10 protein-coding genes and 1 pseudogene are annotated in these 26,344 nt (G+C 67.2%); 6 read left to right on the forward strand and 5 right to left on the reverse strand.

Going from position 1 to position 26,344, the window contains the following annotated elements; translation table 11 throughout:
• Positions 1–12 precede the first annotated feature (12 nt).
• The 5 genes and pseudogenes from QFZ82_RS00520 to QFZ82_RS00540 form a co-directional block, all read right to left on the reverse strand.
• The gene (locus QFZ82_RS00520; RefSeq protein ID WP_307711265.1) at positions 13–1,212 is read right to left on the reverse strand and encodes an acyl-CoA dehydrogenase family protein; all 1,200 of its coding nucleotides are present in this window, start codon (positions 1,210–1,212) and stop codon (positions 13–15) included.
• 307 nt (positions 1,213–1,519) lie between these two features.
• Complete coding sequence (locus QFZ82_RS00525; RefSeq protein WP_307711266.1) at positions 1,520–2,662, reverse strand: radical SAM protein; 1,143 nt, start codon at positions 2,660–2,662, stop codon at positions 1,520–1,522.
• A 370-nt stretch (positions 2,663–3,032) separates the two neighbouring features.
• Positions 3,033–4,106: pseudogene (locus QFZ82_RS00530) on the reverse strand (IS3 family transposase); the annotation flags it as partial.
• A gap of 34 nt (positions 4,107–4,140) precedes the next feature.
• The gene (locus QFZ82_RS00535; protein WP_307711258.1) at positions 4,141–4,779 is read right to left on the reverse strand and encodes a transposase; all 639 of its coding nucleotides are present in this window, start codon (positions 4,777–4,779) and stop codon (positions 4,141–4,143) included.
• A gap of 369 nt (positions 4,780–5,148) precedes the next feature.
• Positions 5,149–6,525, reverse strand: coding sequence for an IS1380 family transposase (locus tag QFZ82_RS00540; RefSeq protein WP_307711267.1), 1,377 nt, complete (start codon positions 6,523–6,525; stop codon positions 5,149–5,151).
• Positions 6,526–6,976: 451 nt separating this feature from the next.
• Here QFZ82_RS00540 and QFZ82_RS00545 point away from each other — a divergent pair, with 451 nt between their 5' ends.
• From QFZ82_RS00545 to QFZ82_RS00570, 6 genes are all read left to right on the forward strand, one after another.
• Positions 6,977–7,771 (forward strand): collagen-binding domain-containing protein, encoded by a 795-nt coding sequence (locus tag QFZ82_RS00545; RefSeq protein ID WP_307711268.1) that lies wholly within the window; start codon positions 6,977–6,979, stop codon positions 7,769–7,771.
• Positions 7,772–8,137: 366 nt separating this feature from the next.
• On the forward strand, positions 8,138–8,548 hold the full coding sequence (locus QFZ82_RS00550; protein WP_307711269.1) for a YbaB/EbfC family nucleoid-associated protein: 411 nt from the start codon (positions 8,138–8,140) through the stop codon (positions 8,546–8,548).
• On the forward strand, positions 8,541–8,894 hold the full coding sequence (locus QFZ82_RS00555; RefSeq protein ID WP_307711270.1) for a hypothetical protein: 354 nt from the start codon (positions 8,541–8,543) through the stop codon (positions 8,892–8,894). The genes QFZ82_RS00550 and QFZ82_RS00555 overlap by 8 nt, the downstream gene beginning before the upstream one ends.
• Positions 8,895–8,898: 4 nt before the next feature.
• Positions 8,899–17,646 carry a hypothetical protein gene (locus tag QFZ82_RS00560; RefSeq protein ID WP_307711271.1) on the forward strand — a complete coding sequence of 2,916 codons (8,748 nt, stop codon included), beginning with the start codon at positions 8,899–8,901 and terminating at the stop codon, positions 17,644–17,646.
• A gap of 42 nt (positions 17,647–17,688) precedes the next feature.
• Complete coding sequence (locus QFZ82_RS00565; RefSeq protein WP_307711272.1) at positions 17,689–18,966, forward strand: IS701 family transposase; 1,278 nt, start codon at positions 17,689–17,691, stop codon at positions 18,964–18,966.
• Positions 18,967–19,484: 518 nt separating this feature from the next.
• Positions 19,485–26,273, forward strand: coding sequence for a hypothetical protein (locus QFZ82_RS00570; RefSeq protein WP_307711273.1), 6,789 nt, complete (start codon positions 19,485–19,487; stop codon positions 26,271–26,273).
• The last annotated feature ends 71 nt before the right edge of the window (positions 26,274–26,344 follow it).

Here is a 26,344-nt window from a genome sequence, read left to right on the forward strand (position 1 = left end):
CGGTGTCCTTTACTAGTAGGATTTCGGCAAGCCGAGCGAGTGCTGGGCAACAAAGTTTAGAATCATTTCCCGACTGACGGGGGCGATACGAGCAAAGCGAGAAAGGGTGAGGAGAGCACTGAGGCCATACTCCGCGCTTAGTCCGTTTCCCCCGTGTACCTGCACTGCCAGGTCCGCCGCAGAGACCGCCGCCTCAGCACCTGCGTATTTCGCCATGTTTGCTAGCTCACCCGCGCTGCGGTCTTCACCGGCATCGTAGAAGAACGCCGCTTTCTGCATCATCAATCGAGCCATTTCAATAGCGATCTTCTGCTGAGCCAGCGGATGCGCTATGCCCTGATGGGCACCGATTGGTACCTCCCACACTATGCGCTTCTTCGCGTAGACAACGGCTCGTTGCAGTGCGAAGCGCGCAAGGCCGAGCGCATAGGCCGATGCCATGATGCGCTCAGGATTTAGCCCGGCGAACACTTGATCGAAGCCCATGTTTTCGTCGCCAATCAGTGCGTCGGCAGGCACCCGCACGTGGTCCAAGAACAGCATGAACTGATTCTCGGGTATTGAGATCCCCATGTCGATTGGAGAAAATTCCAAACCGGGCGTATTCGTTGCCACTATGAATAGCGCCGGCTTGAAACGGTCCGAGGGAGCGTCCGCGTTACGTCCCACAACGAGTATGGCGTCCGCCTCATCCACACCAGTAACAAAGGCCTTCTGACCAGAGAGTACCCAGTCCTTTCCGCTTCGCCTCGCAATAGTCCTAAGTCTATGTGTGTTAGAACCAGCATCCGGTTCAGTGATGGCGAAGGCCATCTTCAACGAGCCATCCGCGAATCCGCGTAGCCAGTGATTCCTCTGTTCTTGCGTGCCGAACCTGTTAATGATCGACCCACATATAGCAGGAGAGGGCACCATCATCAGCAATGGGCAGCCGGCCGCGGCAAGCTCTTCCAGCACACAGGAAAGTTCGCTGATGCCGCCGCCACCACCACCGTACTCTTCCGGGAAGGCAACGCCTAGGTACCCCAGCCGCCCAACCTCCTGCCACAACTTATCGCTCTTGCCACCAGTCCGAGTCTCATGCAGAAAGTAGTCGAATCCGTATGCATTTCCGAGCTTGGCGACCTCACGTCGAAGCGTGCGCCGCTCGTCACTTTCCCAAAATTCCACCACTGCTCCCCATTGTGGCCAGACATTTATGACAGCCTGCATGAATCGCGCATATGTCTTTCCAGACTTTGAACGCGAGGCACAGATCAGGGCACAGTCCAGCACAGGCGCATCTCAGACACCAGAAGAAAGCTCCCGATCGGGATCTGACCGGAAATAGCGAAGCACCTGCGAGAAGAAGGGGCGGGCGCTAGGACTAAATCCAAGGCGATATCTCCTATTCCTGTTACTGGTCTGACTTAACTTGTTTTCAAGATTGGCTGCTTCGTGATTGACGGGACTGAACTCGAGGAAGTGTGGATGCCTGACACTAAACGAGCTCCATTTCCAGTCGGTGGCCATGGTGAAGTCACTTGAAGTTCTCACTAGCGTGGGAGCTTCTCATGTAGTGTGGGTTCTTCGGATGGAACGGTGACCAGTAGTACTGGCGGTAGAAGCATTCAGCCATTTCCACCCATATGCGGAGTTGGTCGGTGCTATCGAGGAAGTGATGTATATTTACCAGCAGCCAACTGGACATTGCTTGGCTGTCGCGGCAGCTGTCGCAGTCGCCCGCGGTACAGCAGAATTGGATGGTGTGGTCGGCGCGGTAGGTGTTGAAGTCACGCAGGATCGGGTGGCCATTGGCCAGTCGGTCAACGTGTGCGGGGTGGTCGACGCTGATGCTGGGGCAGGTATCGTAACCGAAGGTTCCCCAGTGTGATTTGCCGGTTACTATGGTCTTGATGTTATAGGGGTGGCTGATCACGGTATCGGGGTAAAGTTCCCGCATCCGCAACAGCTCGTCTATCAGGCGTTGCCTCTCGGCGAGCCCGACCGGGTCGTTGGTGCCGTACGCGCTATAGAAGCCGAAGTGGAGCTGGTTGCCGTTGTCGGCAATCGCGCGGACGGTGTCTTCGATGTAGTCGATTCCGGATTCGCAGACGGTGTAGATCCACACCACGCGAGGATCGTCCCGATAGGCACGCCGCGCCATGTCGAACAGGCCAGTGAATGTGCTGCCGTTGGGGCGGATTCCCCGAAGCTGGTCATCCATCGGACCGCCGCCCCAGAGGGAGACAGCGATGTTGATGTTTTCGAAGCCCTTCAACGGCAGGGGGTGAGTACCGTTGGTGACAACGGTAACGTACTTCATCTGGTCCACGAAAGCCGTGATCCGGTCGGGCGCCAGCGTGGGTTCACCACCGATCAACAAGACATGGGTGATACCGGATTCCGCCAATCGCTGGGCAAAGCTGCGGACCTCGCCGAGGTCGCGGATCTCCCCGCCATGCTTGTCCATGTCGTGTCCGAAGAACCAACAGCCCTTGCACCGCAGGTTGCAGGCATTGGTGACGAAGACTTCCGCGGTGCGGACGCCGTGCGAGAACTCCTGCAACCGCATCAACCGCGCAGCAAGTCCCGGATCCTGCTCGACGAGTTCGAAGATCCGGTTACGGATCGCCTCTTTCGAGGGCTTAATCTCAACTGCCTGGTGTCCCACAAAGATCATCCACCTTAGATAGGCACTTGGGGATGGTGAGTCGATTTGTGACTGCTCACGAGGTCGTGCGACCTGGCGATGTTTGGATCGTCTGTCTGGTCGTGAGGTCTGGCGAAGTGCTGTCCGTCGCTACCAGGTCCTCGAACAGGAAACCACTCTGCGTCCGTACAGGAAAGCCCTGGGGGACAACTCGACCCGGATCCTGGCCACCCGAAACACTTGGATCTTGAGTCCAGGAGAACGGATGTCCCGTGGTCATGAAGTACGATCCGCCAGAGTTCAAGGCGGACGCGGTCGCGTTGTACGAGTCGCGGCCAGCGGCCAGCGGCGAGGGTCAGGTCGGTCGCTGAGGCTGATTCCCGGGAGTGGACACCGGGTTTCATGCGACGAGTGACAGCGTCCGTGATGTGATCAGTTGCTGTTCGAGCTCGGCTGGTGTGAGGTAGCCGAGCGCGGAGTGCCGACGGTGCCGGTTGTAGTTCGGCAGCCGGTGGAACAGCTCGAGTCGGGTCTGTGTCTTCGAGGTCCAGCGGCGGTCGTGGAGCAACTCGCGCTTGAGGCCCTGGAGGAACGGTTCGGTGAGGGCATTGTCATAGCTCGAGCCGATGCGGCCCATGCTGCGGCGGATGCCGTGCCGGCGGGAGACCTCGGCGAAGGCGGTCGCGCTGTACTGGGCGCCCCTGTCGCTGTGGAAACGACGCTGTGGACCCGGTCGCCGCGGGCGGCCGCAGCCATTTCGATCGCGTCGGTGACCAGGGAGGTGTGCTTGTGGTCGGCGATCGACCAGCCCACCGCCTTTCTCGAGCAGATGTCGATCACCGTGGCGAGGTAGAGCCACGTCGTGCCGACGGCTATGTATGTGATGTCGCCGCACCACCTGGTGTTCAGCGTGTCCGCGGTGAAGTCGCGCATCACCAGGTCCGGCGCGGGCGGCGCGGTCCTGTCCGCGATCGTCGTCCGCTTCTTCTTCTTCCGCAGGTGACGGCCGACGATGTGGTTGATCCGCATCAGCCGGGTTACGCGCTTGCGGTTGATCCTGCGTTCTGTCGCACGCAGTTCAGCATGACGCGCGCGGGGCGCCGTAGGCCGCCCTGGTGTTCGGCGTGGATGGCGCGGATCTCGCTCACGGTCCGCTTGGCCTCGGCCCGGCGCTCGGTGCGGGCCTGCTCGGTGGCCAGGTGCGGGTAGTAGCCGGCGCGGGACGCTTCAAGCACCCGGCAGATCCGCTTGACGCCGAGGTCGGCGCCGTTTTTGGAGATGAAGTCCCAGCGGTGGGGGCTCACTTCACCTCCTGGGCGAAATAGGCAGCAGCCCGGCGCAGGATCTCGCGCTCCAGCCGCCACTCCTGCTCGGCCTTGAGCAGCCGAACGTTCTCCGCTCGCAACCGGGCCAGCTCCTCGGCCGCGCTCACGCTGCCGTCGCGGCCCTCGGGCACGGCCTGGGCCTCGTCCTTGCTCAGGTTGAACCCGTAGCGTCGCCGTGATGGATCATGGCGGCTTCATGATCAGTCCGGTGTCGGTGAGGCAGCCGGTGATCGCGTCGGGCCGGTACTGGATCTGCTTGAGTCGGCTGCGGACGAGCGCTTCGAGGTCGTCGATGCCGGCGAGCGGGAAGTTGACGATGCTCCGCTTGAGCCAGGACCAAATCCACTCGACGGCGTTCAGCTCGGGTGTATACCTGGGCAAGTAGAACACCCGCAGCCACCTCTGGAGCGCGGCCCACGCGGTGAACTCCGGCGTCTTGTGGGTGGAGACGTTGTCCCACACCAGCACGACGGGGCGTGCAGCTGATGATGCAGCGCGGTCAGGAAGCCGCCGGTACTCGTCCGGAGTGAAGCTCTTGGTCTCCGTCTTGCGGCCGTGCCAGGTGTGCAGCCGGCAGGCGAAGCGCGGGCCCCGCCCCGCGGAGGCCGGCGCTGCCTGGTCGGCCTGGGTGTCGTCCTGCTCCGTCTCGCTCTCCGGGGCCAGCACTTCGCCGACGTTCGAGCGGGCGATGGCCCACTCCTGCCATTCCCGCTCGGCCACGGCCAGCTCGGCCTGGATGCGGTCGGCCTCCTCCCGCAGCTCGTCCACCCGACGGCGAGCAGCCAGCTCGCGCTGTTCCAGCAGCCCGACCACCGACGGCATTCCGACCCCCACAGCAGCGACGACATGACAAGCCGTCACTCCCTCGTCGCCTCTATGCCCCACCAGCGAAAACGCAGTTCTCAACTCCGGAAAGACAACAGCTTCTCAACAAACCCCTGTGCCAGAAAGTCTGACGCGCGACACCTCATACACCACGGGATACAGACATACGCCCTGCTGATCAGGCACTTCGATAAAGATCACCCTAGCCTCGGGCTTTCATGACAGCTCGCCAGTTCATCTGGCGGGCTGTTTCTGTCTGTGCTGTGGGTTTCGGGCATGACATCGCCCCGGCAGTCGCGTCGGGTGGGCGCCGGGTTCCACTGCTCCGGTGGGCTTGCGCTGCCCGTAGGGACGAGAAAGTGTTGGTCAGCCGGGGCTGGGGAGGGCTTCGAGTCGTGCCCACGCGTCGGTGATCAGGTTGGTCCAAGGCCAGTGTTTCGCGAGGCGGAGGATGCGGCGGCGGCCGGTGGTGACCAACTGGGCAGCGATGGAGAACAGCCGCAGGCGCAGGCGTTTGGGCTCCCACACCCGGGCGGTGCCGGCCAGAGCGAGCATGGGCATCCAGGCGAGCAGGTCGAGGGCGATCTGGACGATCTCCAGCCAGATCTGGTTCTGCGCGGTGTCGTGCAGGGGCAAATTGCGCAGGCCGGTGGCGCGGGCGGCGCGGATGCGGTCCTCGGCCCTCGCGCGCTGGCGGTGCCGCAGTTCGAGCGCGGCGATCGGAGCATGCTTGGTGTTGGTGGCGAAGCAGGTCAGGCGCATGCCGTCGGCGTCGGTGAAGCGCAGTTGGGCGCCGGGGTGCGGGCGTTCCTTCCGCACGATCAGCCGCATCTCCTTGGGCCAGCCGGTCAGGCAGTCGCCGTCGAGTTCGGCGACCCAGGCACCGTCGCGGATCTCGCCGTCGGGCTCGACGGCCGGCGTCCAGGCCGATGCCGGGACCTTCCCGACGGCCTGGTGGATGGCATCGGTGATGGTCATGCCGACCGAGTAGGACAGCCACCGGCCGCGCGCGGAAAGCCAGTCCACGAACTCGTGGGTGCCGCCGCCCGAGTCGGTGCGGATCAGCGTCCGCCGTCCGCGCCGGTACTTCTTCGGCAGCTGCTTCAGGGCGATCCTGGCGGCTTCGATGTGGTCCGCAGCGGTGTTGCTGCCCGCGTTCCCGGGCCGCAGCAGCCCGGCCACCGGCTCCCCGGACCCGCCCCGGCCGTGGTCGACGAACCCCATCAGCGGATGGTGCCCGAACGTCTTTTTCCAGGTCGCGGCCGCATCCTGCTTCTCGGAATGCGCGATCACCAGCACCCCGCCCAGGTCCACGACCACCTGCCCGGACACGTCCGGCGCCGCGTCACCGGCCAACGTCCACACACATTCACGGACTTGAGAGCGGGCCTGCCGCAGTGCGGTCAGAGCACGCTTCCCACCCGCTGCCAGCGTGTCGATCAGCCGGGATACCGTCGGATCGGAGGCCACCGGCCCGAACACCGACGGTTCGGCCCGCAGCAGACCGACGTCTGCCAGGCAGTCCCCACCCAGCGCGACCGCGAGCGCCACATCCAGCAGGACCTTGCCCGGATCATGCACCGCCCGCGGCCTTCGCCACGGCTCAAGCGCCGCCGATATCGCCTGATCCAGACCGGACTTGCGGATCGTCTCCACCAGCAGCACACCACCGGCCTGGGACACCACCCCGCGGCCACCGCCCTCGACGCGGACACGCGGGTAGGACCCGATACGCTTCTTCACCTGGAGAGTGCTTCTTTCATGCGACGACCTGGACACTAGACAAGTCCCATCGTTGCAGGTCAGGAGCACTCTCTGCGTTTCTGATCACCCACCGGACGCCCTGCCTCATGAAAGCGCGAGGCTAACGAGCCGAAGTCAGTAAGAATCCTTGAGGTTGCCCGCCATGCCCCGCACGTACACGGAGCGCATGGCGGCCGTTGCCGCGTCGAGTGCCCCCGCGATCCGCTCGGTTCTCGGCGACTCGGTCGGGCGTCATGCCGCCCCCGTCAGGCGGAAAGAGGGTGGCGCCGTCCCGCGTTCACACTGCCGGACCCGGACTCTGCCCCAGCCATGACGCCACAGGGCCATGCATCTGTGACGGGCACGGTGTCGGTGCGCCGCCCTGTGAACTGAACCGAGCCCCGCACGGGCACGTGTCAGCGGGCAACGACATCTGAGAGGAATTCATCTCATGCGCATGACAGCCCGCAGCGTGGTGCTGGCACTCAGCGGTTCCATGGCTCTCGGAACGTTCTCCCTGGCCGTCTCCGCGCCTCCGGCCGGACCGCAGTGTGCCCAGCGGCTCGGCGTGGCCCGGCAGTACAGCGACGTCGTTGCCGGGGACACCGTCCACTCGCCCGATTCCGATGGTGCGGTCGTCATCGGCGGCGACGCCGATTTCACCGCCGGCAGCAAGCTGACCGATGCGGAGGTCGACGCGCTGCCCGGCAAGGCAATCCTGGTCGTCGCGGGTGACTTCGTGCACAGTGATGCCGTCCGCAACCCCGGCGCGGCCGAGGCCCTGGCGGGGAGGGTCGTCAAGGGTCCCCCGCCCCTCGACATTCGCGGCGCGTTCCGCGGCCTGCGCGCCCTTTCGCAGGAGCTGGCGGAGGCCGAGACCACACCCGGGGCCATCGCGGTGCTCCGCGGCACCGGTGCGCCGGTCAACGGCACGGTGGTTGCACGCGCCCTCAAGGCCACCGGCGGCGCGGAGACTCGCCACGTCCCCTTCGGGGGCTACCTGCCCACGGCACCAACTCCCACGCCGACCCCGACGTCCACCCGCACGCCGACGATCACCCCGTCCCCCGTGCCGAGCACAACAAGGCCCGCCCCGTCGCCCACACCGTCCTCGCCGGGCGGCAGCCTGGCCGACACCGGCAACAAGGAGCCCGGGCTGATCCTTGGCTCGGCCCTCGCCCTCATCGGCGCCGGAGCGCTCGTCAACACCGCGGTGCGCCGCCGCAAGAACCGGCGGCACCACTGAACTCATGCCCACCCCACCCACCAGGAGCACGCCGTGGCCCGACACGCCGTGGCGCAACCACCTGGACATGCCTCCCAAAACGCCTCGGACAGCCTGGGCCTGCCCCACGACCGGCGGGCGCGGGAGTGGCTGTGGGGCAGACCGCTGCCGTCGTGGGAGGCGGTGCGGCGCGGGCCGGTGGTGCCCGACCGGCAGCCCCACGGCAAGGAGCCGGGCTGGTCCGCGACCGGATCCGGGACCTGTCGGCCATGACCGCGAAGTGTGTCAGGCCCAGGACGATGCACTGGTCTCCCGTCGATGGGGCAGCACCTCGTCGGCGGGGTCAGTCTCGACGACACCAGCCGGCGCGGTTGAAAGTCGGGCCCGTTGTGGGGCCTGTCAACAGGCAACCCCGCTGCCGAGCTGCGGCAAGCCTCGGCCACGGCACGTTCGGTGGACCGGTCGGTGCAGGTGACCGTGGGTTCGAAGGGTGATTTGGTGAGCGTCGATTTCCTCGACGGGAAGTACAAGACCATGGCGGCTTCGCAGCTCTCCGCAGCGGTGATTCAAGCGGCCTCCCAGGCGCGAGCGGATATGGCGCGCCACATGGTCGAGAAGATGGATCCGGTGGCCCGAACAATCGCTGGTGGAGCCGCCCAGGAAGGGCGCGAGCTGGACTGGGAGAAGCTCCTCGGTCCGCTCAAGCAGGAAATGGCCGCTGACGATCATGCACCGACGCCCATGAGCCGGCTCCGCGACGAGATCGATGACGAAGAGGAGGGCAACGGCCGTGGCTGACTACTCTGCGGACGTGAACAAGATCCTCGCCAGCTCTGAGAACCTTGGCGACGCCGCGAGATTGCACAGCACGCTTGGCCCTGAATTCGAGAAGGATATGAACGGCGTTTACGGATGGTGGGGTGAGGAAGGCGTGGACGACCCGTTCGCCGACGTGGTGGGCCCTGCCTGGGTGGAGGAGCGAGACACGTCCCTCGGCATTATGCAGAAGATCTCGGACGGGCTCGACGCGCTGTACCGAGCGGTCGTCGATCAGGCCGCCGCCGTCCAGAAGCCCCAGACGGACGCCCTCGACTGGATGGGCGGCGCCGGCTCCGCCGACCCTGACGCGGGAACGAAGCGATAGCACTATGATCAACGTCCCCCCGGCTCTCGCCGAGTTCATGGAGGTCTATGTAGGCGGTAAATACTTCAGCGGAAACGAGGACGAGGGCTATAGAAGCCGGTTCCCTTTTGAGATGTCGGCGGATCAACTCCGCAGTCTCTCGTCCTTCCTGAGCCGTGGACTGTCTGAGATCGCGTATTCGCTACCGGAGAGCATCGGCGAACAGTTCAGCAGTGCGGTGCGGGTGTTCATCGACGACAACGGCAAGAACCATCTGAGCGAGTTCGCCGAGCAGCTCGACGAACGCGCCTGGGTCCAGGTGCAACGCTCGATGAAGATGGCCGAGGGCAAGGCTGAATTGATCATCGAATTCAGCTATATGATGCTGGAGATCGCGCTGATCAGCATCAGGGCCGCGCTGACCGGCGGCTTCTCGCTGTCCGAAATCCTCCTTGCGAAATATCGTACGGCTCTCGCCATGATACTCATCGCGCGACGGATAAGCCGTGAGCTGCCTATCCCGATCGCCGGAGCGATGGAGGGCCTGCAGGGGGCCTTCACCAGCTTCCTGGCGCAACTCACGTCAATGGTGGGTCCGGATAATGCTGACCGGCGGCGTACGGACTTCGACTGGACGGACATCGGTAAGTCCGCGCTCCTTGAGGCGATGGGAGGCATCGCGGGCGCCGGACTCAAGTCGATCACCAATAAGGTCACGAAGGACCTCGTCAAGGACCAGCCTAAATGGGTCAAGGAAGCGGTCGAGCTTCCCGATTCCTTCGTCAACGAGGCATTCGCCGAGACAAGCGCGAAGACTGTCTTCGACTTGATGTTCACCGGCAAGTTCAGTGTCGACCCGGACACGATGCTGAGTGCCGGCGTGAGCGGGGTCATGCATCACGCCACGGCGGGCGTAGGGGTTGCGACCGGCAAGGCGATCAACGACATCTTCAAGAACAAGATGGACTTCTTGAAGAACAAGACGGACTTGAACTCCGTTACGAACCCTGACGGGCAAGGGGCGGGCAGCGCAGGATCGGAGAGCCGCCCGCAGGTGACGTCCAGCACCTCGCACACGGCCGACGAGGTCACAACCGATGTCACGCCCGGTGTGCCCCACACTCTTGGGCACCCCAACCCGTTGGTGGCCGGAGCCGGAGCCGGAGCCGGAGCCGGAGCCGGAGCCGGAGCCGGAGCCAACGGCTCTGGAACGAAGCCGGCCTTCACCGGCTCCAGTGGCCCTGGCGCGGATCAGAGCGTCGCCCTGAGCGTCGTGGATCCGCTGGACGTACCCGACATCATCACCGACCCGGACAGTGACACGGCGTCGATCTTCAGCGATGTCAGTGACGTCAGCGCCCTGACAGACGCCAGTGACGTGCCGTCGGTGTTCAGCGATGTCAGCGACCTCACCGACCCGGACAGTGACACGGCGTCGATCTTCAGCGATGTCAGTGACGTCAGCGCCCTGACAGACGCCAGTGACGTGCCGTCGGTGTTCAGCGATGTCAGCGACCTCACCGACCCGGACAGTGACACGGCGTCGATCTTCAGCGATGTCAGTGACGTCAGCGCCCTGACAGACGCCAGTGACGTGCCGTCGGTGTTCAGCGATGTCAGCGACCTCAGTGGCGCCTCGTCTGTCACCGACTTCGAGTCCGCCGACTTCCCGCCGCCGAGAGTGGCCGGTGGCTTCACCGACGCGTCCGCCACCGTGCCGGCCATCGGCGACAGCGGCATACCGGGCAAACTGCCGGATGCCGACCTCCCCGTGGGAAGCAACGACCCGAACACCTTGGGCACGCCGGCATCGAGTACACCGGGCCTGGGCAGTTCCGCCCAGAGCCAGTGGGCTCCGCCGGCTGACTCGGCCGCCGCGGATGCCGCATCCACCATCCAGCCCGACCAGCCCAGACTTACCCCCGACCAGCCTGGGTTGCGGCCCGGCCAGGATCAGCCGGACCTTGCCGGCCCGGCTCGCCCCGATCCCCTCAGCCCTGTATCAGACAGCCCGGAACGCACGGAAAACACCACGGACTCGGGTACCAGTCCCCACCGCCCCACAGCGGACAGCGCGGTATCGCCTGCACCGGCCGTCACCGACGGGGGCACGACAACCCGTCCTCAGCCCGCCGGCACCGCACCCCACAGCGGGCAAGCCGCCGTGGCCACACCCGGATCGCCGGCCCACACCGGGACAGGCGCTCCAGCCGGCCCGACACCACCCGCGCCCACCACGAGCGCTCCGCTCGGCCAGGCTCCGACACCAACCCACGCTGACAACGCCGCCCCGGCCAAGACAGCCCCGGCCAACCCCGCTTCCACCAACACGGCCACCCCGGCTTCTGCCGCGAGCACGACACCCACAGCCAGTAAGACTCCCACCGCCGGTACGACACCCGGTACGACACCCGGTGCGACACCCACGACCAGCAAGACTCCGGTCGTAGCGACGGTCTCCACCTCGAGCGCAGACCCTGCCCAATCCACCCCGCAGACCGCATCAGCGCACGGCAGCGGTACGAAAACTGGTTCCTCGGCCATCCAGCCAGCCGGCACGTTCATCGTCCCACCCGCGAAACCGGCGCAAGGCCCGAAGAAGTACACGAAGCCGTCGAACAGCGCGTGGGCCCGTCCTCGGCTGCTCGTCAGCGCCGTCAACGACTCGAGGGGCAAACGCATAGGAGCGGTGTCCTTCAACGCCACAGACCTGTCGAGGCGTCAAGGGAACTATTCGAAGGTTTCTGAGGCTGCCGCAAAGTCGCCGGACGTCGCTGAGGCGTCGGAGCAGAAGGCGACGGTGTCTGCCGTGGTGCGGGATCTGGCGGTGCGGTTGCCTGGGATACCGGTGGATAAGTGGCTGGCGAAGCTGGCTCTGCTGTCGTCTTCCGAGCGGGAGTCGCTGGCGTCGGACCTGGAGGTGGTGGACAGGTTGCGTACGGTGCTGTCGACGGACGAGTTCGCGCGTGTGGCGGCGCAGTTGATGGTGCAGATCCCGGATGGGGTGGATCAGCCGGTTTCAGCACGGCATGAGGTTCAGGCGCAGATAGCGCGGATGCTGCGTGATCCCGAGGTGGCGGCGCGGCTCCTGACTGGGGGCTCACGTGTGGTGGTTGTGCCCAAGAATGAGGCGATGACCTCGCTGGATGCGTTCCGTCATCTGCGGGGGCGGCAACTGGGCGATGACCGGATGTGGGACATGGTGCGCGGGCGCGGGATTGATCGGACGGCGGCCGTTACTGAGGAGAATCTCCTTGGGGAGTCCACCAGTGTGCCGGGTGCCGGTGATCCATACGCTGATGGATATTCGTCGACGACGCATGAGCTCGCGCATATGATCCATAAGTTCGGAATGACTGATGCTGAACGGGCGGTGATCGCGGGGGCGTACCGGGAAAAGATCGGTCAGGGGCCGAGTGCTCAGTGGCCGGACGGTCCGTTGCTTGACCTCCAGGGGCAGCGGGTCGGTAATTACTCCTCTGTGGATGAGTGGGAATACTTCGCACAGGCCAGTAACGCCTATCTCGGCACGAACCACGGGGTGGATTTTTACACCCAACAGCCGCGGAACAATGGCGCCGAGTGGGTACGGGGAAACGAGCCGGCGTTGTTGCCGATTCTGGAGCGGATGTACGGCTCTGATCCGGCGGCCCTTGACCCGGGTCGGGCGAATCCCGTACTGCATACGCAGGCGGAGAACGACCTGTACAACGGTTACCGGGCCTTTTGGGACCAGGTCGAGAACGCCTACCGGCCGCAGGCGCACGAGCCCGTGCCCGCCGCTTTCGAACCCGGCGGCCAAGCTGCGCTGACCGGGGAATTGCCGAAGGCAGGGTCGGCCGGGGTACAACCGCCAAGGGACCCGGCGGCAGCCGGTCCCGACGGGGCAGCGCCACCCGCAAACCGGTCCCGTACAGGCGCCGGCAGCCAAACCATGCAGCCACTCCCGGACGACCCGCCACCCACCACCACCAGTACGGAGGAGGACTATCTGGAGGCCGCCCGCGCCTGGATGAACAGCCATGAAAACGACTCCAGCATTACTCAGGTCACCAAAGTGATGATCAACGGGCAGCTAATACAGATCGGCCTCGGCCCATGGATCAGCCACGTCCGCAGCGGACAGACCGCCATCACACGGGAGACCCGGGCCGCACTCGAGGAACTCGGCATAGCCACCACCACCAGCACCCCCCACCACCAGCCCACCACACCCGAACCCCCCGTACACGCATCCGACCTACCCCACCCCAACGAATGGAACGCCGGACCGGCGGAGGCTGTCGTCCTGGCTCAGAAGACGTACGAGGAACGGGGTGAGCCGCAGCCGCTCGACCTCCTCTACCTGCTCGGCAACGGCCAGGGCTTCTGGGAATCCGCGGCACCCTCGGAATTCTCGGCAGGAACGCCGTCCTGGCAGGAGAGGTGGACGGCGCGGCCCGGATTCCCCCCGAGATCGTGGGTGATCGCCGCTCACGAGTTGTCCCAGCGTGAGTTGCACGAGGTGATGGAGCAGACCGCTGCCGGACGTCTCCTGGGTGTGCCGGCGCGCCTGCGCCAGTTCGCGGTGCGGATGGATCGCGCAGCGCGGGCGGCAGGGGGTACGCACGCCGAGTGGATGATGTGGTCCGGTGCGGAGATCCAGGAGCGGTTCGGCGAACTACAGGCGGGACTGGGCGAGCTGGAGCCGCTTCTCGCAACCGTGGCCTCGGGCGCGGAGCCGGTCGAGGACCGGTTGCTGAGGGAACGCGCCGGTGAGGTGCGCGCGGCGGCGGGCGTGGTGTCGGGAGCACTGACCGGCGGGTGGGTCACGGACGCCGCTCGTACAGGTGGCCTGCACGGCATGCGCAGTGCGTACCTTCCGGTGGCGGAGGCGGCGCGGGATCTGGCCGTCGCGGTGGAGCGGGCCGTAGAGGCCGGAACCGTGGCCGGCTTCGCCCGGAACGTCGGCACGCATCCCGTTGCAGCGCGAACGCTCACCGACACCACACCGGCGACCGGGCCGGTCCTGCCCGATGCTGCCTCCCTCCGTGAGCTCTCCCGTCGAAACCTCCAGGGCCTGCGGTCCGACGTTTTCGGGCTGCTACGACAGCCAGAGTGGCGGACGCTGCGCGAGCGCCTGATGGGCCTCCCCTTCCGACTCAAGTACGGAACGGGTGCGTATCACGCCCTCGCCAACGCCGGCGTACTGACGCCCCAAGGCGCCCTGGCCGACCAGGCCGTCCGGCCGCCCACCGACCCGCCGCGGAACGCGCCGGGCAGGCATTCCTCGGAGGAGAAGGGGTCCGTTCTCCTCGAACTGAGCGCTGACGACGGGCCGTTGGAGAGCCCGTCGGCGGTGACGACGATTGTGTTCGACCTCGATCTGTTGGAGCGGTTCCCGGGCTGGATCTCCTTGCGGGACCCGAGCGGTGCGCTTGCTGACCCGGAGGCGCGGGAGGTGTGGCAGGAGGGCGCCCGGTCACCCGTCCGCACAACCGAGAGGCTGGACGGCGAGGACTCCCAGGCATGGGCGCATACGTATCTCGACGCCCCGCAGGAGCGGCGGACCGTCGTGGTGCCGTTTGACGAGGAGGTCTTCTCCGGCGGTGATGTGCGGGAGGGGATCGCCTTGTCGGTGGTCCGGGAAGTCGCGCGTATCGGCGGGGACTTCCAGCGGGCGGCACTGGCCGCGGAGGAACCGGCGGCCCTCGCCCGCCTGGTCCTCAACGTTTACCGCCCTGAGGCGAGGATCGCCTCGGGGCTGCCGCTCGACCTCGGAGGGGGTATTGACGGGACGTCGCGCGGGGCACGTCCGGTCGCGGTGATCAACCCGGACGGTGACGGGCGCTACCTGCCCGACGGGACCATGAACCCGCTCGGCTTCGCGGCGAGCGTGGACCGGATAGAAACGCGAAACCAGCAGGCCGAACTCCGGCGTGCCGATGCCCGGTTCACCCGGTGGCTGCGGCGGTACGAAGGGGTCGAAGAGCCCCCGCCACGCGAGGTCGAGGAGCGGCTGGAGCAATTCCAAAGTGAAGCCCAGGACATCGCAGCGCGGTACATCCGCCAGACGGATCACGTCATCAACCGGTACACGGCGGAGCTTGCCTGGGCGGACGAGGACGGCCGTCTCTTCATCGAGCGTGCGGTGCGGCAACAGCTTCAGGAGCGGGCGGAGTTCTGGGACGCACTGGGGCGGATGCTCCGAGAGGCCGGGGCAGCCGTCTCCAGGAACCTGGCCGGGCAGGTCGCCGCAGGCGATGCGGTGCCCGCCGGGCCGGAGACGGGGACACCCGGCGAAGCCGGGGGCGCACAGGGCCGGGGTGGCAGTTCCTGGAGCCCGACCGACGCGCCGGACTGGGTCGTCCAGAACATCCGCTACCAGCAGGAGGCAGCCTGGTTCGAGCAGGCGCTCGGTGTCTACGCGGCCGAGCACGAGGCTGCCAACGAGCAGCTGGGGCGGCTCTTGGGCGCCCTGTGGGAGAGAGTGAAGGACTCCGACCTGCTCTGGCCGCTCACGGGGTCGTGGGACAACGGCGAGATCGGTGCGGTCGGCGTGGACCGGGAAGCGCTGGCGAAGGTGGTCGAGTCGGGCAACCTGCGTGAGCGGCTCGCCATGCTGTACTTCTCGATGCACCACGAATTGCTGGCCGATCTTCTCGGGCATGTCCGGTACCCCTTCGCCAATGAACACCTTGGTCTTGAGCAAAGTTCGCCGGATCCGTTCGTTCTGACGACGGGGCTGTGGGCCAACACGCCGGTGGAAGACGTACGGCCCGCCCTCAGCGAGGCGGAACGGCGGATGATGCCGGGTCCGACGGTGACCTGGCGGCCGGCGAGCATGCGGGGCAGCTTCCGCATGGAACACAGGGTGCAGCAGTACGCGGAGGAATCCGGCGGCCTGGTCATGACCGGAACATCGGGCACGACCTACCTGCTGACCCGTTACGCGTTGGAGATGGGGGAGCAGTGGGGGGTCGAGGTCGACCTCGCCCTGCTGCGGCTGGCGATGATCGGCGGGATGGTTCCGACCAAGGAGCACACCTTCCATGAGGTCATGCTCGGCGCGCAGGAAGTATTCGAGGAACTGGACGACGACGGCACACCGGTTCCCGACGAGTTGAACTACAACGACGGGTGGGCGAGGTACTGGAACATCGCCCCCCTGTCGCCGGAGGAACTGCGCGCCCTGGGCAGGGACGGGAAGCTACCGGACGAGCACGCACTGGGGCTGACGGCTGCTGTGCCGTCCGCGATCGAGCCGCAGGACCTGCCGGAGGAACCGTACCCGGCCGCGCCGTCCGGGAACGCGGCGCCACCGGCTGGTCGGGACGGTACCGGACAGGGCGAGGTTCCGGCCGCGGACGCGTCCGCGCAGCCGGACGCCGCGTACGTGAACGCGGGATCCGACGCCGAGTTCGTCGACCCGGGCACGGGGGCCGAGGACGGCCGTGTGCTGCTGGCGGCGATCGAGGCTGCTGTCCACGACGGCCTGGCGGCGGACTCCGGCTTTCCGCAGGTGCTGATGTGTGATCAGGTCTTCAGCGAGCTGGTGGGCGAGGCCGCGGCGATCGAGGATGGGCCGGACCGGGATGCATGGCTGGCCGAGGTCCGCGAGGCGCTGCTCGCGCGAGCCCGCGCCCTGGTCGATGATGTGCGTAGCGAGATACACCTTGGGCTTCCCGCGCCGCAGTCCTCACTCCCTTCCGCCCCCGAGTGGCATGCGCCGGTCCTGCTCCGCGACATCGTGGACAACGACGGCAAGCCGATTGGCGAGGCGTCGTTCAACCCCGAAGGCTGGAGGCTTCGCAAGCCTGTCTACCAGAATCTTCCCAAGGCGACCGAATACGTCGAGTGGCGCCGGTCTCTCGACGGAGGCAGGGTGAGCAGGCGGCTGCCGATGCCGCTCCCGGGACGCCCCCGATTCTATATGGCCGGGCACGGTGCCACGGACCGCCTCGAGGCGGCCCTGGCCGACGGCACTGTCCAGCAGATCCGGGAAGACGGGATCGCCAGCTGGACCATGTCCCGGGCGAGCCTGGCCACGCTCGCCCCCGGCACCGTCGTCGTGATGCTGAGTTGCGGCACCGGTCCGGCGGACAAGCCGGTGGGACGCGGGGTCGCGCGCACCACCGGTCTCACTGTCCTTCAGCCCCGCTGGAGCTCCGCGCCCGCGCCCGCGGCGGACGGCGAGTCCGTGGACGTGCATATGCTCGAGGCCCCCGACGGCAGCCCCGGCGGATGGTTCATCCACCACCCCGACGGCACGACGGAGGAGCACGACCCGGACGCCTCGGCGTCTGGTACCTCTGGCACGGCTTCGCGGCCCACTCCAGATCCCGCGATGTCCGACACGGCGGCGGGCGGTCTCACCCACGATGAGCAGGCGCGGATGGCCCATCCCCGGGAGAGGGCGGTGCCCGTTTATCCGGCGAGGGCGTACTGGAATGCGCCGCCCGAGCGCGTCAGCCGACGAGGGCCGGAAAGGGGGACCCCCGCAACAGCCACGTCGGCGCCGGTGATGAGAAGCCTCGCTGCGGGCTCTCGACAGTTCGGTCTGGCCTTGTTCTCGCCTCACGACTGGTCCCTGCGCGCGAAGGCATACGCGCGTCTGCAAGAGGTGTCGGAGTACAGGCAGTGGAGCCACGGCCCCGGTGGTGAGGCGGTCGCGATCCAGGTGCGGATGCCTGCATCGGGACAAAGCACGTTCTTCCTCGCCGTGCTCGCCGACGGCGGAACGACGGTGACGAATCCCCGGTGGGTCAAGAGCCTGCTAGTAGGACTCCGTTAGGTGTGTTTGCCTGTTGTGTGCGGTTGAGGGCACGGTGGGTGTATGGACATGCGGCAAGTGGAGGGCCTGCGGGCGGAGTTAGCCGAGTTCGTAGCGGATGTGTTCGCGTCGGTGCCGCGGCGGGATCAGCGGGCGAAGGGCGACTGCTACCTGCGCGGGCTGATGCTGGACGGGCGGCGTAAGTCGATCCAGCCGATGGCCGAGCGGCTGCCGGATGGCAGCGAGCAGAATCTGCAGCAGTTCGTGAATCAGTCGCCGTGGGATCCGATGCCGGTGCAGCAGCGGATCGCCGCGCGGATGGTGCCGCTGATCAGCCCGGACGCCTTCGTGGTGGACGATGTGTCCTTTCCCAAGGACGGCCGGATGTCGGTCGCGGTTGCCCGTCAGTACTGCGGCGCGCTGGGCAAGCAGGCCAACTGCCAGGTCGCGGTGAGTGTGCACGCGGTCAGCGACACCGCCTCGGTGCCGTTGCAGTGGCGGCTGTTCCTGCCGAAGGAGTGGGACGACGACACCCAGCGTCGCCGGGTCACCGGGGTGCCGGACGAGGTGCGGCACCAGGAGAAATGGCGGTTGGCGCTGGATGTCCTGGACGAGCTGGCCCGGTGGGGCCTGGCCCCACCTGTGGTGGTGGCGGACGCCGGATACGGCCAGATCCATCCCTTCCGGGCAGGATTGCGCGATCGCGGTCTGGACTACATCACCGCGGTGCGCGGGGACACCAGCGTCCATCCGGCCGAGGCCGTGCCCAGCACGCCGCAGCGGGCGGGGCGGATGGGCGCACCCCGCCTGCCGCGCTACCGGGAGGCGGCCCGCTCGGTGAAGGATCTTGTCATGGCAGCGGGACGCAGGTCGCTGCGGCGGTGCACCTGGCGGGAGGGCAGCCGCGGCGCGATGACCGGCCGCTTCATCGTCATGGAAGTCCGGCCGGCCGGCGTCGCGGCCTGCAAAGCGGCACGCGATCAGGCCGGCGGACGCGACGCCTGGGACGGCACCCTGCCGGCCGAGACCCTCCTGGCCGAATGGCCGCCCCACCAGCCAGAGCCCACCGACTACTGGCTGACCAGCCTGCCCGCCCACACCACTCTGCGCCTCCTGGTACGGCTGGCCAAGATCCGCTGGCGGATCGAGCACGACTACCGCGAACTCAAGCACGGCCTGGGCCTGGACCACTTCGAAGGCCGTTCCTGGAACGGCTGGCACCACCACGCCACCCTGGTCACCGCCGCCCACGCCTTCCTCACCGAGCAGCGACTGGCCCCAAAAGCCGACACGCCGGCCTGTCCCTCTACCAGACCCTCGACGCCCTCCAAGACCTGCTGAACTGCTGGACCGGCACCTGCACCACCTGCCACCGCCCCCTGCCCACACACCGCACCAGACAGCCAGCCCAAACACACCTAACGGAGTCCTACTAGGTGACCATGGCCGTCTGCTGGCAGCCGGGTTCCGCGATCTGGTGATTCTGGTTGGCCGGCCGCAAAATCCGCTGACCGAAGACGGTGTGCGCTCGCTGGGGAGCAGGCTGCGGGCCATCGCGGACAGCACGGCACTGAACGTGTTCCAAAACGTCGGACCGATGTCGGTCGACCTGGAAGTCGGCGCTGAGATGCCGGTGATTCACCTGCTGGAGGACTCTGCGGGGCGGCCGACGACATGGGCGGTCGCCCGGCCCGGCGAAGCGTTCGCGCTGGCCCCGGTCTCGCCGCTGACGCCCCCGCTTCCGGCCGGAACGGACCATGGCGCGGGACGTTGGTCGGTCACGGGCTGGCAGCCGGCCGGTTCCCCGGAGAGTGTGCGGTTCGGGCCTGTACGGCGATCCCAATTGGCAGACGCTGAGCGTGTACTTCGAGTCCGAGCTCGCCGCGGCGCTGGCAAGTGACCGGGAAGTCTTGGCCACGGCCCGGCGGGGGTTCGAGCAGCTCTTCAACTTCCTGGTGCGGCAGCACGGTGAGCAGGGTGCGGATCTGGCGTTCTTCCCGCCGGACCACCCGGGACAGGGGCCTGTATGGGGGGTCCGGGACTTCGTCGCCTCACGGCCCGGGCTGAAGAAACTGATGGCCGCGTTCACCCGTGCGGTTCACGGCTCATCACCGACCGCGCTCAGCCGGACACTGCCGGGGCGGATCGCTCCTGCCGGGCCGGTGCGGGAGCAGGGCTACCAAGAGGGGGTGTCTGGGCTCGTCCACGACGCGCGTGGGTTCCGCTATGTCGGCGGTGTCGGCGGCCCGGCGCTGGGGTTGCTCCAGGCATACCAGTTGATGGGCGCGGACCGCGCGGAGCTGACAGCTTTCCGCAAGGCGGTCGTGGCTTGGGCGGTGTGGTCGGACGCCCAGTCGCTGCACGAGACGCTGCGTGCCTCGCACTCCCTCGGACTGGGCGACCAGGAGGAGCACGTTGCGCTGTCCCGGGATGGGGCGCGCCTGCATCTGTGGGCCGACGCCCACCTCGCACCGCCCGGGGTGCGAGGGACCCGGAGGCTGCAGGCGCCGCATCACCGGCTGTACGGCAGCACGTACCGGTTCAGCGTGGATGACGGCGACATCATCGTGCCGGATACCATCCAGAACGAACTGGCCACAGCGCTGTCCGGGCGGCCGCTGCCGTGGTCACCGTCGAACCGGCTGCAGGCGGCCGTCGAGTGGCTGGAGACGTACGGGGATGAGGCGCGGGAGGCGCTGCGCGCGCTGCAGCCCGCGCACCTGACCGCGATGTTCCTCTACTCCGGGCCCGACCACAAGCTGTTCAAGAGACATATCAACGGTGGCCGTTTCGGAGAGGCGGTCGGTCGCTGGATGCTGCGGAGCATGATCCGGGAATTCGCGTCCTTTCACGAGGACCTGCCGCTACTTCTAGAGCACGACGAGGCGTTCAAGCAGTTGGTGGAAGACATCGACGAGCTGGAATCGGAGCCCACCGACAAATTTGTCCTGAGAGTCGAAAAGGCCCTGAATGACATCACCGACCGCATTGGCAACCAGTTGCCGGTGCACGTCGCCATGGCTGCGGAGGCACTGGAACTACTGCCGGGAGTCAATTCCGATGTGTGGTTCGGTGACTCAATGCCCGGGCAGATCGGTGAGGTACGCACGGATGATCCGTTGATCACCGCGAACACCTTGTTCAACCCTTGGTTCCGCAGCACCTCGAACGACCAGCAAGAGGCGTTCGACTTCATGAACAAGAAGGACGTGTCCGGCGGCCGCCGACACCATGTGCTGGGGCATGTTCTGGACTCCACCGCGCCGATCGTCGCCCCCTTCGTGCGGTGGCCGGAAGAGAAGGAGGTCCAGTACGGGCCCGGGGGAGCGTGGCAGATCGTTGGGAGGGAGTACCCGACCAACCCCGAGACCGGTAAGGCGTACGAACTCCTCACGCTGCGGGAAATGCCGCCGCGGCCGGTGCACTCCAGCACCCCGGGCTCACGGCGGGACGGAGGGGGACCCTCTTATCCGGCGCGGGCGTACTGGAATGCGCCCGGAGATGCGTCCGGGAATGTGCCCGGGGACGTGGTCGGCGGGTTGGCGGGGCTGCCGTCGGACAGTGGCGTGGAGGGGTTGCAGCGCTGGGAGGTCTTCTCGGCCGACGGCCAGCGGATCGGTGCCGCGTTGTTCTCGGAGTATGACTGGGCTTTGCGTGAGCCGGTGTACGCGCGTCTGGGTAACGTGGCGGAGTACCGGGAGTGGAGTGTGGGGTCAGCCGGTGTGCCGGTTAATTCGCCTCGGGCGATGCCTGCTTCGGGTGCGGGGACGTTTTATGCGGCGGGGCACGCGAACAGTGTGGACGCGTTGCTGGAATTGGTGGGTGACGGGGTCAGTCATCTGATGGTGGTGGCCTGCGGGGCGGAGGGTAACGGGGCGGCGGCGTCGTGGCGGCGGTTGCAGCCGTATGCGGATGCTCGGGGTATTCCAGTGTCGCGCCCGACTGGGAAGGTGGCGGTCGTTCCGGGTGAGGGCGGTGCGGGCGTTCCGGTGGTGCATCTGGTGGAGGATGGGCAGGGGCGGCCGACGCGGTGGGTGACGGTGCGGCCTGGTGGCGGGTTCGACCTGTCGATGCTGATGCCGGCGGAGCCTGCGCGGCGGTCGTGGTCGGTGCCTGGGTGGCGGCCTGCGGGGGCTGTGGAAGGTGTGCGGTTTGGGGTGTTGTATGCGCATCCCGAGTGGCAGCAGCTGAGTAAGAGGTTTGAGGAGGGGCTGGCCGCGGGGGTGGCGTTCAGCAGCCAGGGAGCGGACGGATCCATCCAGGACGCGTTCGGGCGGTTGTGGAACCTGCTGGTGGAACGGCACGGTGGATCGGGTGCGTTCTCGGCGTTCTTCCCGGGAGAGGAGTACCGAGGCCCGATGGAAGCGGAGGAGTTCGTCGGGAACGTCGCGGCGGGTCGCCGGGGGGTGCTGGCGATGATGGATGCGTTTGCCCGGGCGGTCTTCGAAGGCCCGTCGGCTGTCACGTTGGTCGGGACCTTGCCGGCGCGGATCGATGTGCCGGGCGTGCCGCAGGGTGCCGCTCTGCGGGCGCGGGGCAAGCATGGTCCTGACGGGTTCCGTCATGTCGGTGGTACGGATGGGCCTGCCCGGACGCTGCTGCAGGCGTACCGGCTGCTGGGCGCAAACCGCGAGGAACTGCAGCGATTCCGCGACCGCGGAGTGATCCCATGGGCGATCCTGACCAACCGTCAGTCCCTGCACGAGGCGCTGCGTGACTCGCACGCCCTGGGCCTGGGCGACCAGGCGGAGTGGACCGCGCTGTCCCGTGACGCTGCGCGTCTCCACCTGTGGGCCCGGGACCATTACGCACCGCGCGAGGACCCTGTCGAAACGGCCTCCCAGAAGTCGGTCTTTACACGGCCGGAGGCACCGCACCACCAGCTGTACGCCAGGCAGCACCAGTACGAAGACTTGCTGGTGGAGCGGGTGCCCGAGGATCTGCAACGCGGCCTCGACGAAGCCCTGGCCGGTCAGCCAGCGACTATGCCGAATACCAAGTCGGCACGTGCCTTCTTGGACCGGCACGGGAAGGAAGGCGTCAAGGCCCTGCGCTCACTTCGGCCGGCACACCTGACCGCGCTGTACCTCTACAGCCGTAGCGGTATCTACGAGATGATGCAGAGCTATGCCAGGACTAGCCGTCTCGGGGATGCCGTCGCGCGGTGGACCCTGGGGACCAGGCTCCTCAAACGGATCGTGCCCAATTCCCTGGAGGGCCTTGAGCACATAACTTTGGACAAGAACCCCAACTTCCTGCGCCTGGTGGAAGCTGTGGAGAACGCGCCGGAAGGATCCGATCCCGGCTCCGACCCGGTGGTGCGCCGTGCCCTGCGGGATCTCACCGGTGAACTCCTCGTGGAACTGCGGATGCACATCGATATGGTCGCCGAGGCCTTGGAGCTGCTTCCTCCAGAGACCGACGATGCCTGGTACGGCGGCTGGCTTCCCCAGCAGTCGGACGGGACGTCCGAGGACATGCCGCTGCTTTCACAGGAGGTCCTCTTCTCACCGGGGGCCCGCAGCACGTCACGCGACAGGACGACCGCGGTGACGTTCGTGAAATTCCGCGGTGTGCGCAACATGCCGCCGCGGCCCGACCCGGCATACTACAACGCCGCGGATGTAACGCCGCACGAGCGGATTCTTCCTGGAGCGCGCCACCATTCCTCCCTCGCGGTGCCTGTGGCCGGCGCGGCGCATTCGGCGGAGGCGTCGCTGCTTCTCGAGTGGTCGGGGTCTGGGTCGGTGCGGTTCTCTGGCTCAGAGCTGGGGTTGGCTGAGGTGGTCGGCGTGGGGGACCGGCTGGTCGAGGCGCTGGCGCACGCGCTGCGTCATGGTGCGCCGCAGCTGCTGACGGGTGATACAGCGGTCGATGGGCCGGGGTTGGATCTCACGGGGCCGTCGGGGCTGTCGGCGGAGGCGTTGTACCGGTGGGTGGCCGGTGAGGTCACCGAGGACGACGTCCCGTCCGGCGCGGAGCTGATGGCGGCGGGTCAGCGTGTGTCGCTGGCGGAGCTGAAGGCTGTCGGGGTCGTGCCGACCGTGTCGGTGCGGACGCAGGCCGAGCTGCAGGGAGGTGTGGTGTCGGTGGGGGAGGCCGGCCTCACCGGTGTGCAGCAGTTGCGGCTGGTGCTGGGCCGCGGCGGTGAGCGGCCGGGTGCGGTCGGTGAGGTGGTCGCCGACGTGCTCGGACGGGTGCACGGCTTCCAGGTGGTCCTCGCCGAGCGCGGCACGTCGACGGAGGTGCGGCGCCTGGGAGCCACCACCACTCTCCCCGAGAGCCCCTCGGTGCTGCTGGTGCGCGAGGACGGCCACTACCTGGCGGCCGTCCCAGCGCGGTGTTCCGAACGATCCGGGCCGACTCCAGGCGGTCCGGCCGATCCGGCAGCTCCCGGTGGTGACCCTGAAGCCCCCGGTGCACTCCGTGAGGAGCCGTCGGTGCCGCTCGGGGCCAGGGGCATGCACGCCGGGGCGGACCCGGCGCAGGGACGGCCCGGGACGGATCTCGGCCGGGGGCTCGCGGTGTACACGGACGCCGCCTTCAGGCACGACGTGCTCCGCAGGTTGAACGGGCTTCCCAAGGACGCTCCGCACCATCTCGTGGCGTCCGAGCGGCTGGCGGCACTGCGCGCGACGGTTCGGGACGCACGGATCTCCGAGCAGTGGCTGCGCGACCTCGCCGACCGGCTCGGCTCGCGGCGTGCCGGACGCGGTGAGCCCGCCGCCTTTGAGCACGACGCACCGGTCACGGTCCTCGCCGCCCTACGCTACCAGCGGGAGGCCGAGCGCTTCGAGGCGCGTCTGGGCCGCTACGCGGCCGCGCACGAGATCGTCGGCAGGCAGTTGGAGACGCTGGTGCGTGCCCTGTGGGAGCGTGTCACGGCGGCCGAGTACCGTGCCGACCCGGCCAGGAGCGACCACTGGAGGCTTCTGGGGACCACGGACGCGGGGGTCGATGGTGCGGTCGGCGACAGCTGGTCGGCCCTGGAGAAGGTCGTCGAGTCCGGCAACGTCCGTGAGCGGTTCGCCCTCTTCTACACCGCCCGCGAGAACAAGCTGCTCGAAATGCTTCTGGGCCCGGCCCCGTATCCCGCGGCGCTGGTGGCTGAGCGCAAGGACCGTGTGGAGCGTACGAAGGAGGAGCGGGAGCGGAACCGGCGATGGGCCTACGGGACCGCGGTCGGCATCGGGCCCGATGACGTCCAGCCGCCGCTGAGCGATGGCGAGCGGCGCCTGACGGGAGGTTCCACGGACTCCTGGGTCGCCGGCGCCGACCTGTACGAAGTCGTCCTGAGTAGCCCTCTGCAGAAGGACGCCTTCCGCACCGGCGCCCTGGTGACGTCCGGAACCTCGGGGACCACCTACTCGCTGATGCGGTTCGCGCTGAAGATGCGCGACCAATGGGGCGTCGACGTGGACCTGGCGGCGCTGCGGCTGTTGATGATCGGGGGGATGGTCCCGGCGCGGCACCACACTGTGCACGAGCTGATGCGCGGTGCACAGATGGTGTTCGAAGAGATCGCCGCGGAGGGTGCAGCGGTGCCGGAGGAACTGAACTACCTTGACGGGTGGGCCCGGTACTGGCGCATCGCCCCGCTCTCCGAGCGGGAGCTGCGCGGACTGTCCCCTGATGGCAGGCTGCCCGACGAGCGCGCCCTCGACCTCCTGCCTTCGCGGCGGACGGAGGAGGACGGTCCGGTGGTTTCCGCGACCGACGGAACCGACCGGTTCCCGGAGGAGAGTGACGCCATCGGCGCCGTCCTCGACTGGATCTTCGACCTCACGCCCATGGAGACCGCCGAGGTGCTCGCCGGGCTCGCCGACGAGCACGCGCCCGTCGGCGTGGCAGGCATCGATCGGGCCGGACCGAAGTGGCGCTCCGAACTTGTACTCGGGGAAATCCTGGACAAGGAGGGCAGGCCGACCGGCCTGGTGTCCTACAGCCACGAGGAGATGCCGGAGCGTGTGCCGGCGCTTCGGCAGTTGCCGTACCTGACCCAGTACACCGAATGGCATCGGGACCACGAGGGCAGGCGAGTTTCCGTTCAGCGGGACCTCCCCTACCCGGGAGGAGGCCGCACGTTCTTCTGGGTCTCGCACGGCACTCTGGGATCCGTCATCGGGGTGACGCAGGACGGGGGGACCCGAAAGGTCGACACGATCGGCCTCGTCGAGCTCATCTGGCCCTACTTGGAGGGCTTTACTGACATCACGGTGCTCTCGTGTCGGAGCGCGCCGGCTCCCGATCCCACCACCACGGCCGCCGTCGCCCGCCGGATCGAGGCGCTGACGAAGCTGGCCGCGCATGTGGTGGAGTGGGAGGCCGCCGTCACACCGAGTTCGGGAGCCGAGCCCGTACGCCTGCACCTCTACGAGAAGCCGGACGGCAGCGCCGCGGGGTTCAGCTCGGCTTACCCCCACGGACGCGCGCAGAACACAGCGGCGTCGCGCGTCCAGGGCACGGTTTCGTGGCCGGTCTACCCGGATATCCGGTACCGCAACGCGGGGACTCCCCATCTCGGGACGGGACCTGATACGCGGACGCCGCCCGGGCGGAGTACTCCGATGTCGAAGGGTACGCGTCTTATGACGAGGACTCCGACGCGTTCGGTGAGGATGATCCGTCCGATCAGTATATGCGGCTAGCATTCGAAAAATTCTACTTTGCCCATCCTTGGCAGACTACGCTCGACCCTCAGCCTTCGGTCGGCTTCGGC

This window comes from Streptomyces sp. V4I23, from assembly GCF_030817975.1.
Taxonomy (GTDB): domain Bacteria; phylum Actinomycetota; class Actinomycetes; order Streptomycetales; family Streptomycetaceae; genus Streptomyces.

What these genes read in the sequence shown, in the direction of transcription:
- QFZ82_RS00520 (WP_307711265.1), bottom strand. Translation starts at nt 1,212, where the DNA reads ATGCAGGCTGTCATAAATGTCTGGCCACAATGGGGAGCAGTGGTGGAA.
- QFZ82_RS00525 (WP_307711266.1), bottom strand. Translation starts at nt 2,662, where the DNA reads ATGATCTTTGTGGGACACCAGGCAGTTGAGATTAAGCCCTCGAAAGAG.
- QFZ82_RS00535 (WP_307711258.1), bottom strand. Translation starts at nt 4,779, where the DNA reads ATGCCGTCGGTGGTCGGGCTGCTGGAACAGCGCGAGCTGGCTGCTCGC.
- QFZ82_RS00545 (WP_307711268.1), top strand. Translation starts at nt 6,977, where the DNA reads ATGCGCATGACAGCCCGCAGCGTGGTGCTGGCACTCAGCGGTTCCATG.
- QFZ82_RS00560 (WP_307711271.1), top strand. Translation starts at nt 8,899, where the DNA reads ATGATCAACGTCCCCCCGGCTCTCGCCGAGTTCATGGAGGTCTATGTA.
- QFZ82_RS00565 (WP_307711272.1), top strand. Translation starts at nt 17,689, where the DNA reads ATGGACATGCGGCAAGTGGAGGGCCTGCGGGCGGAGTTAGCCGAGTTC.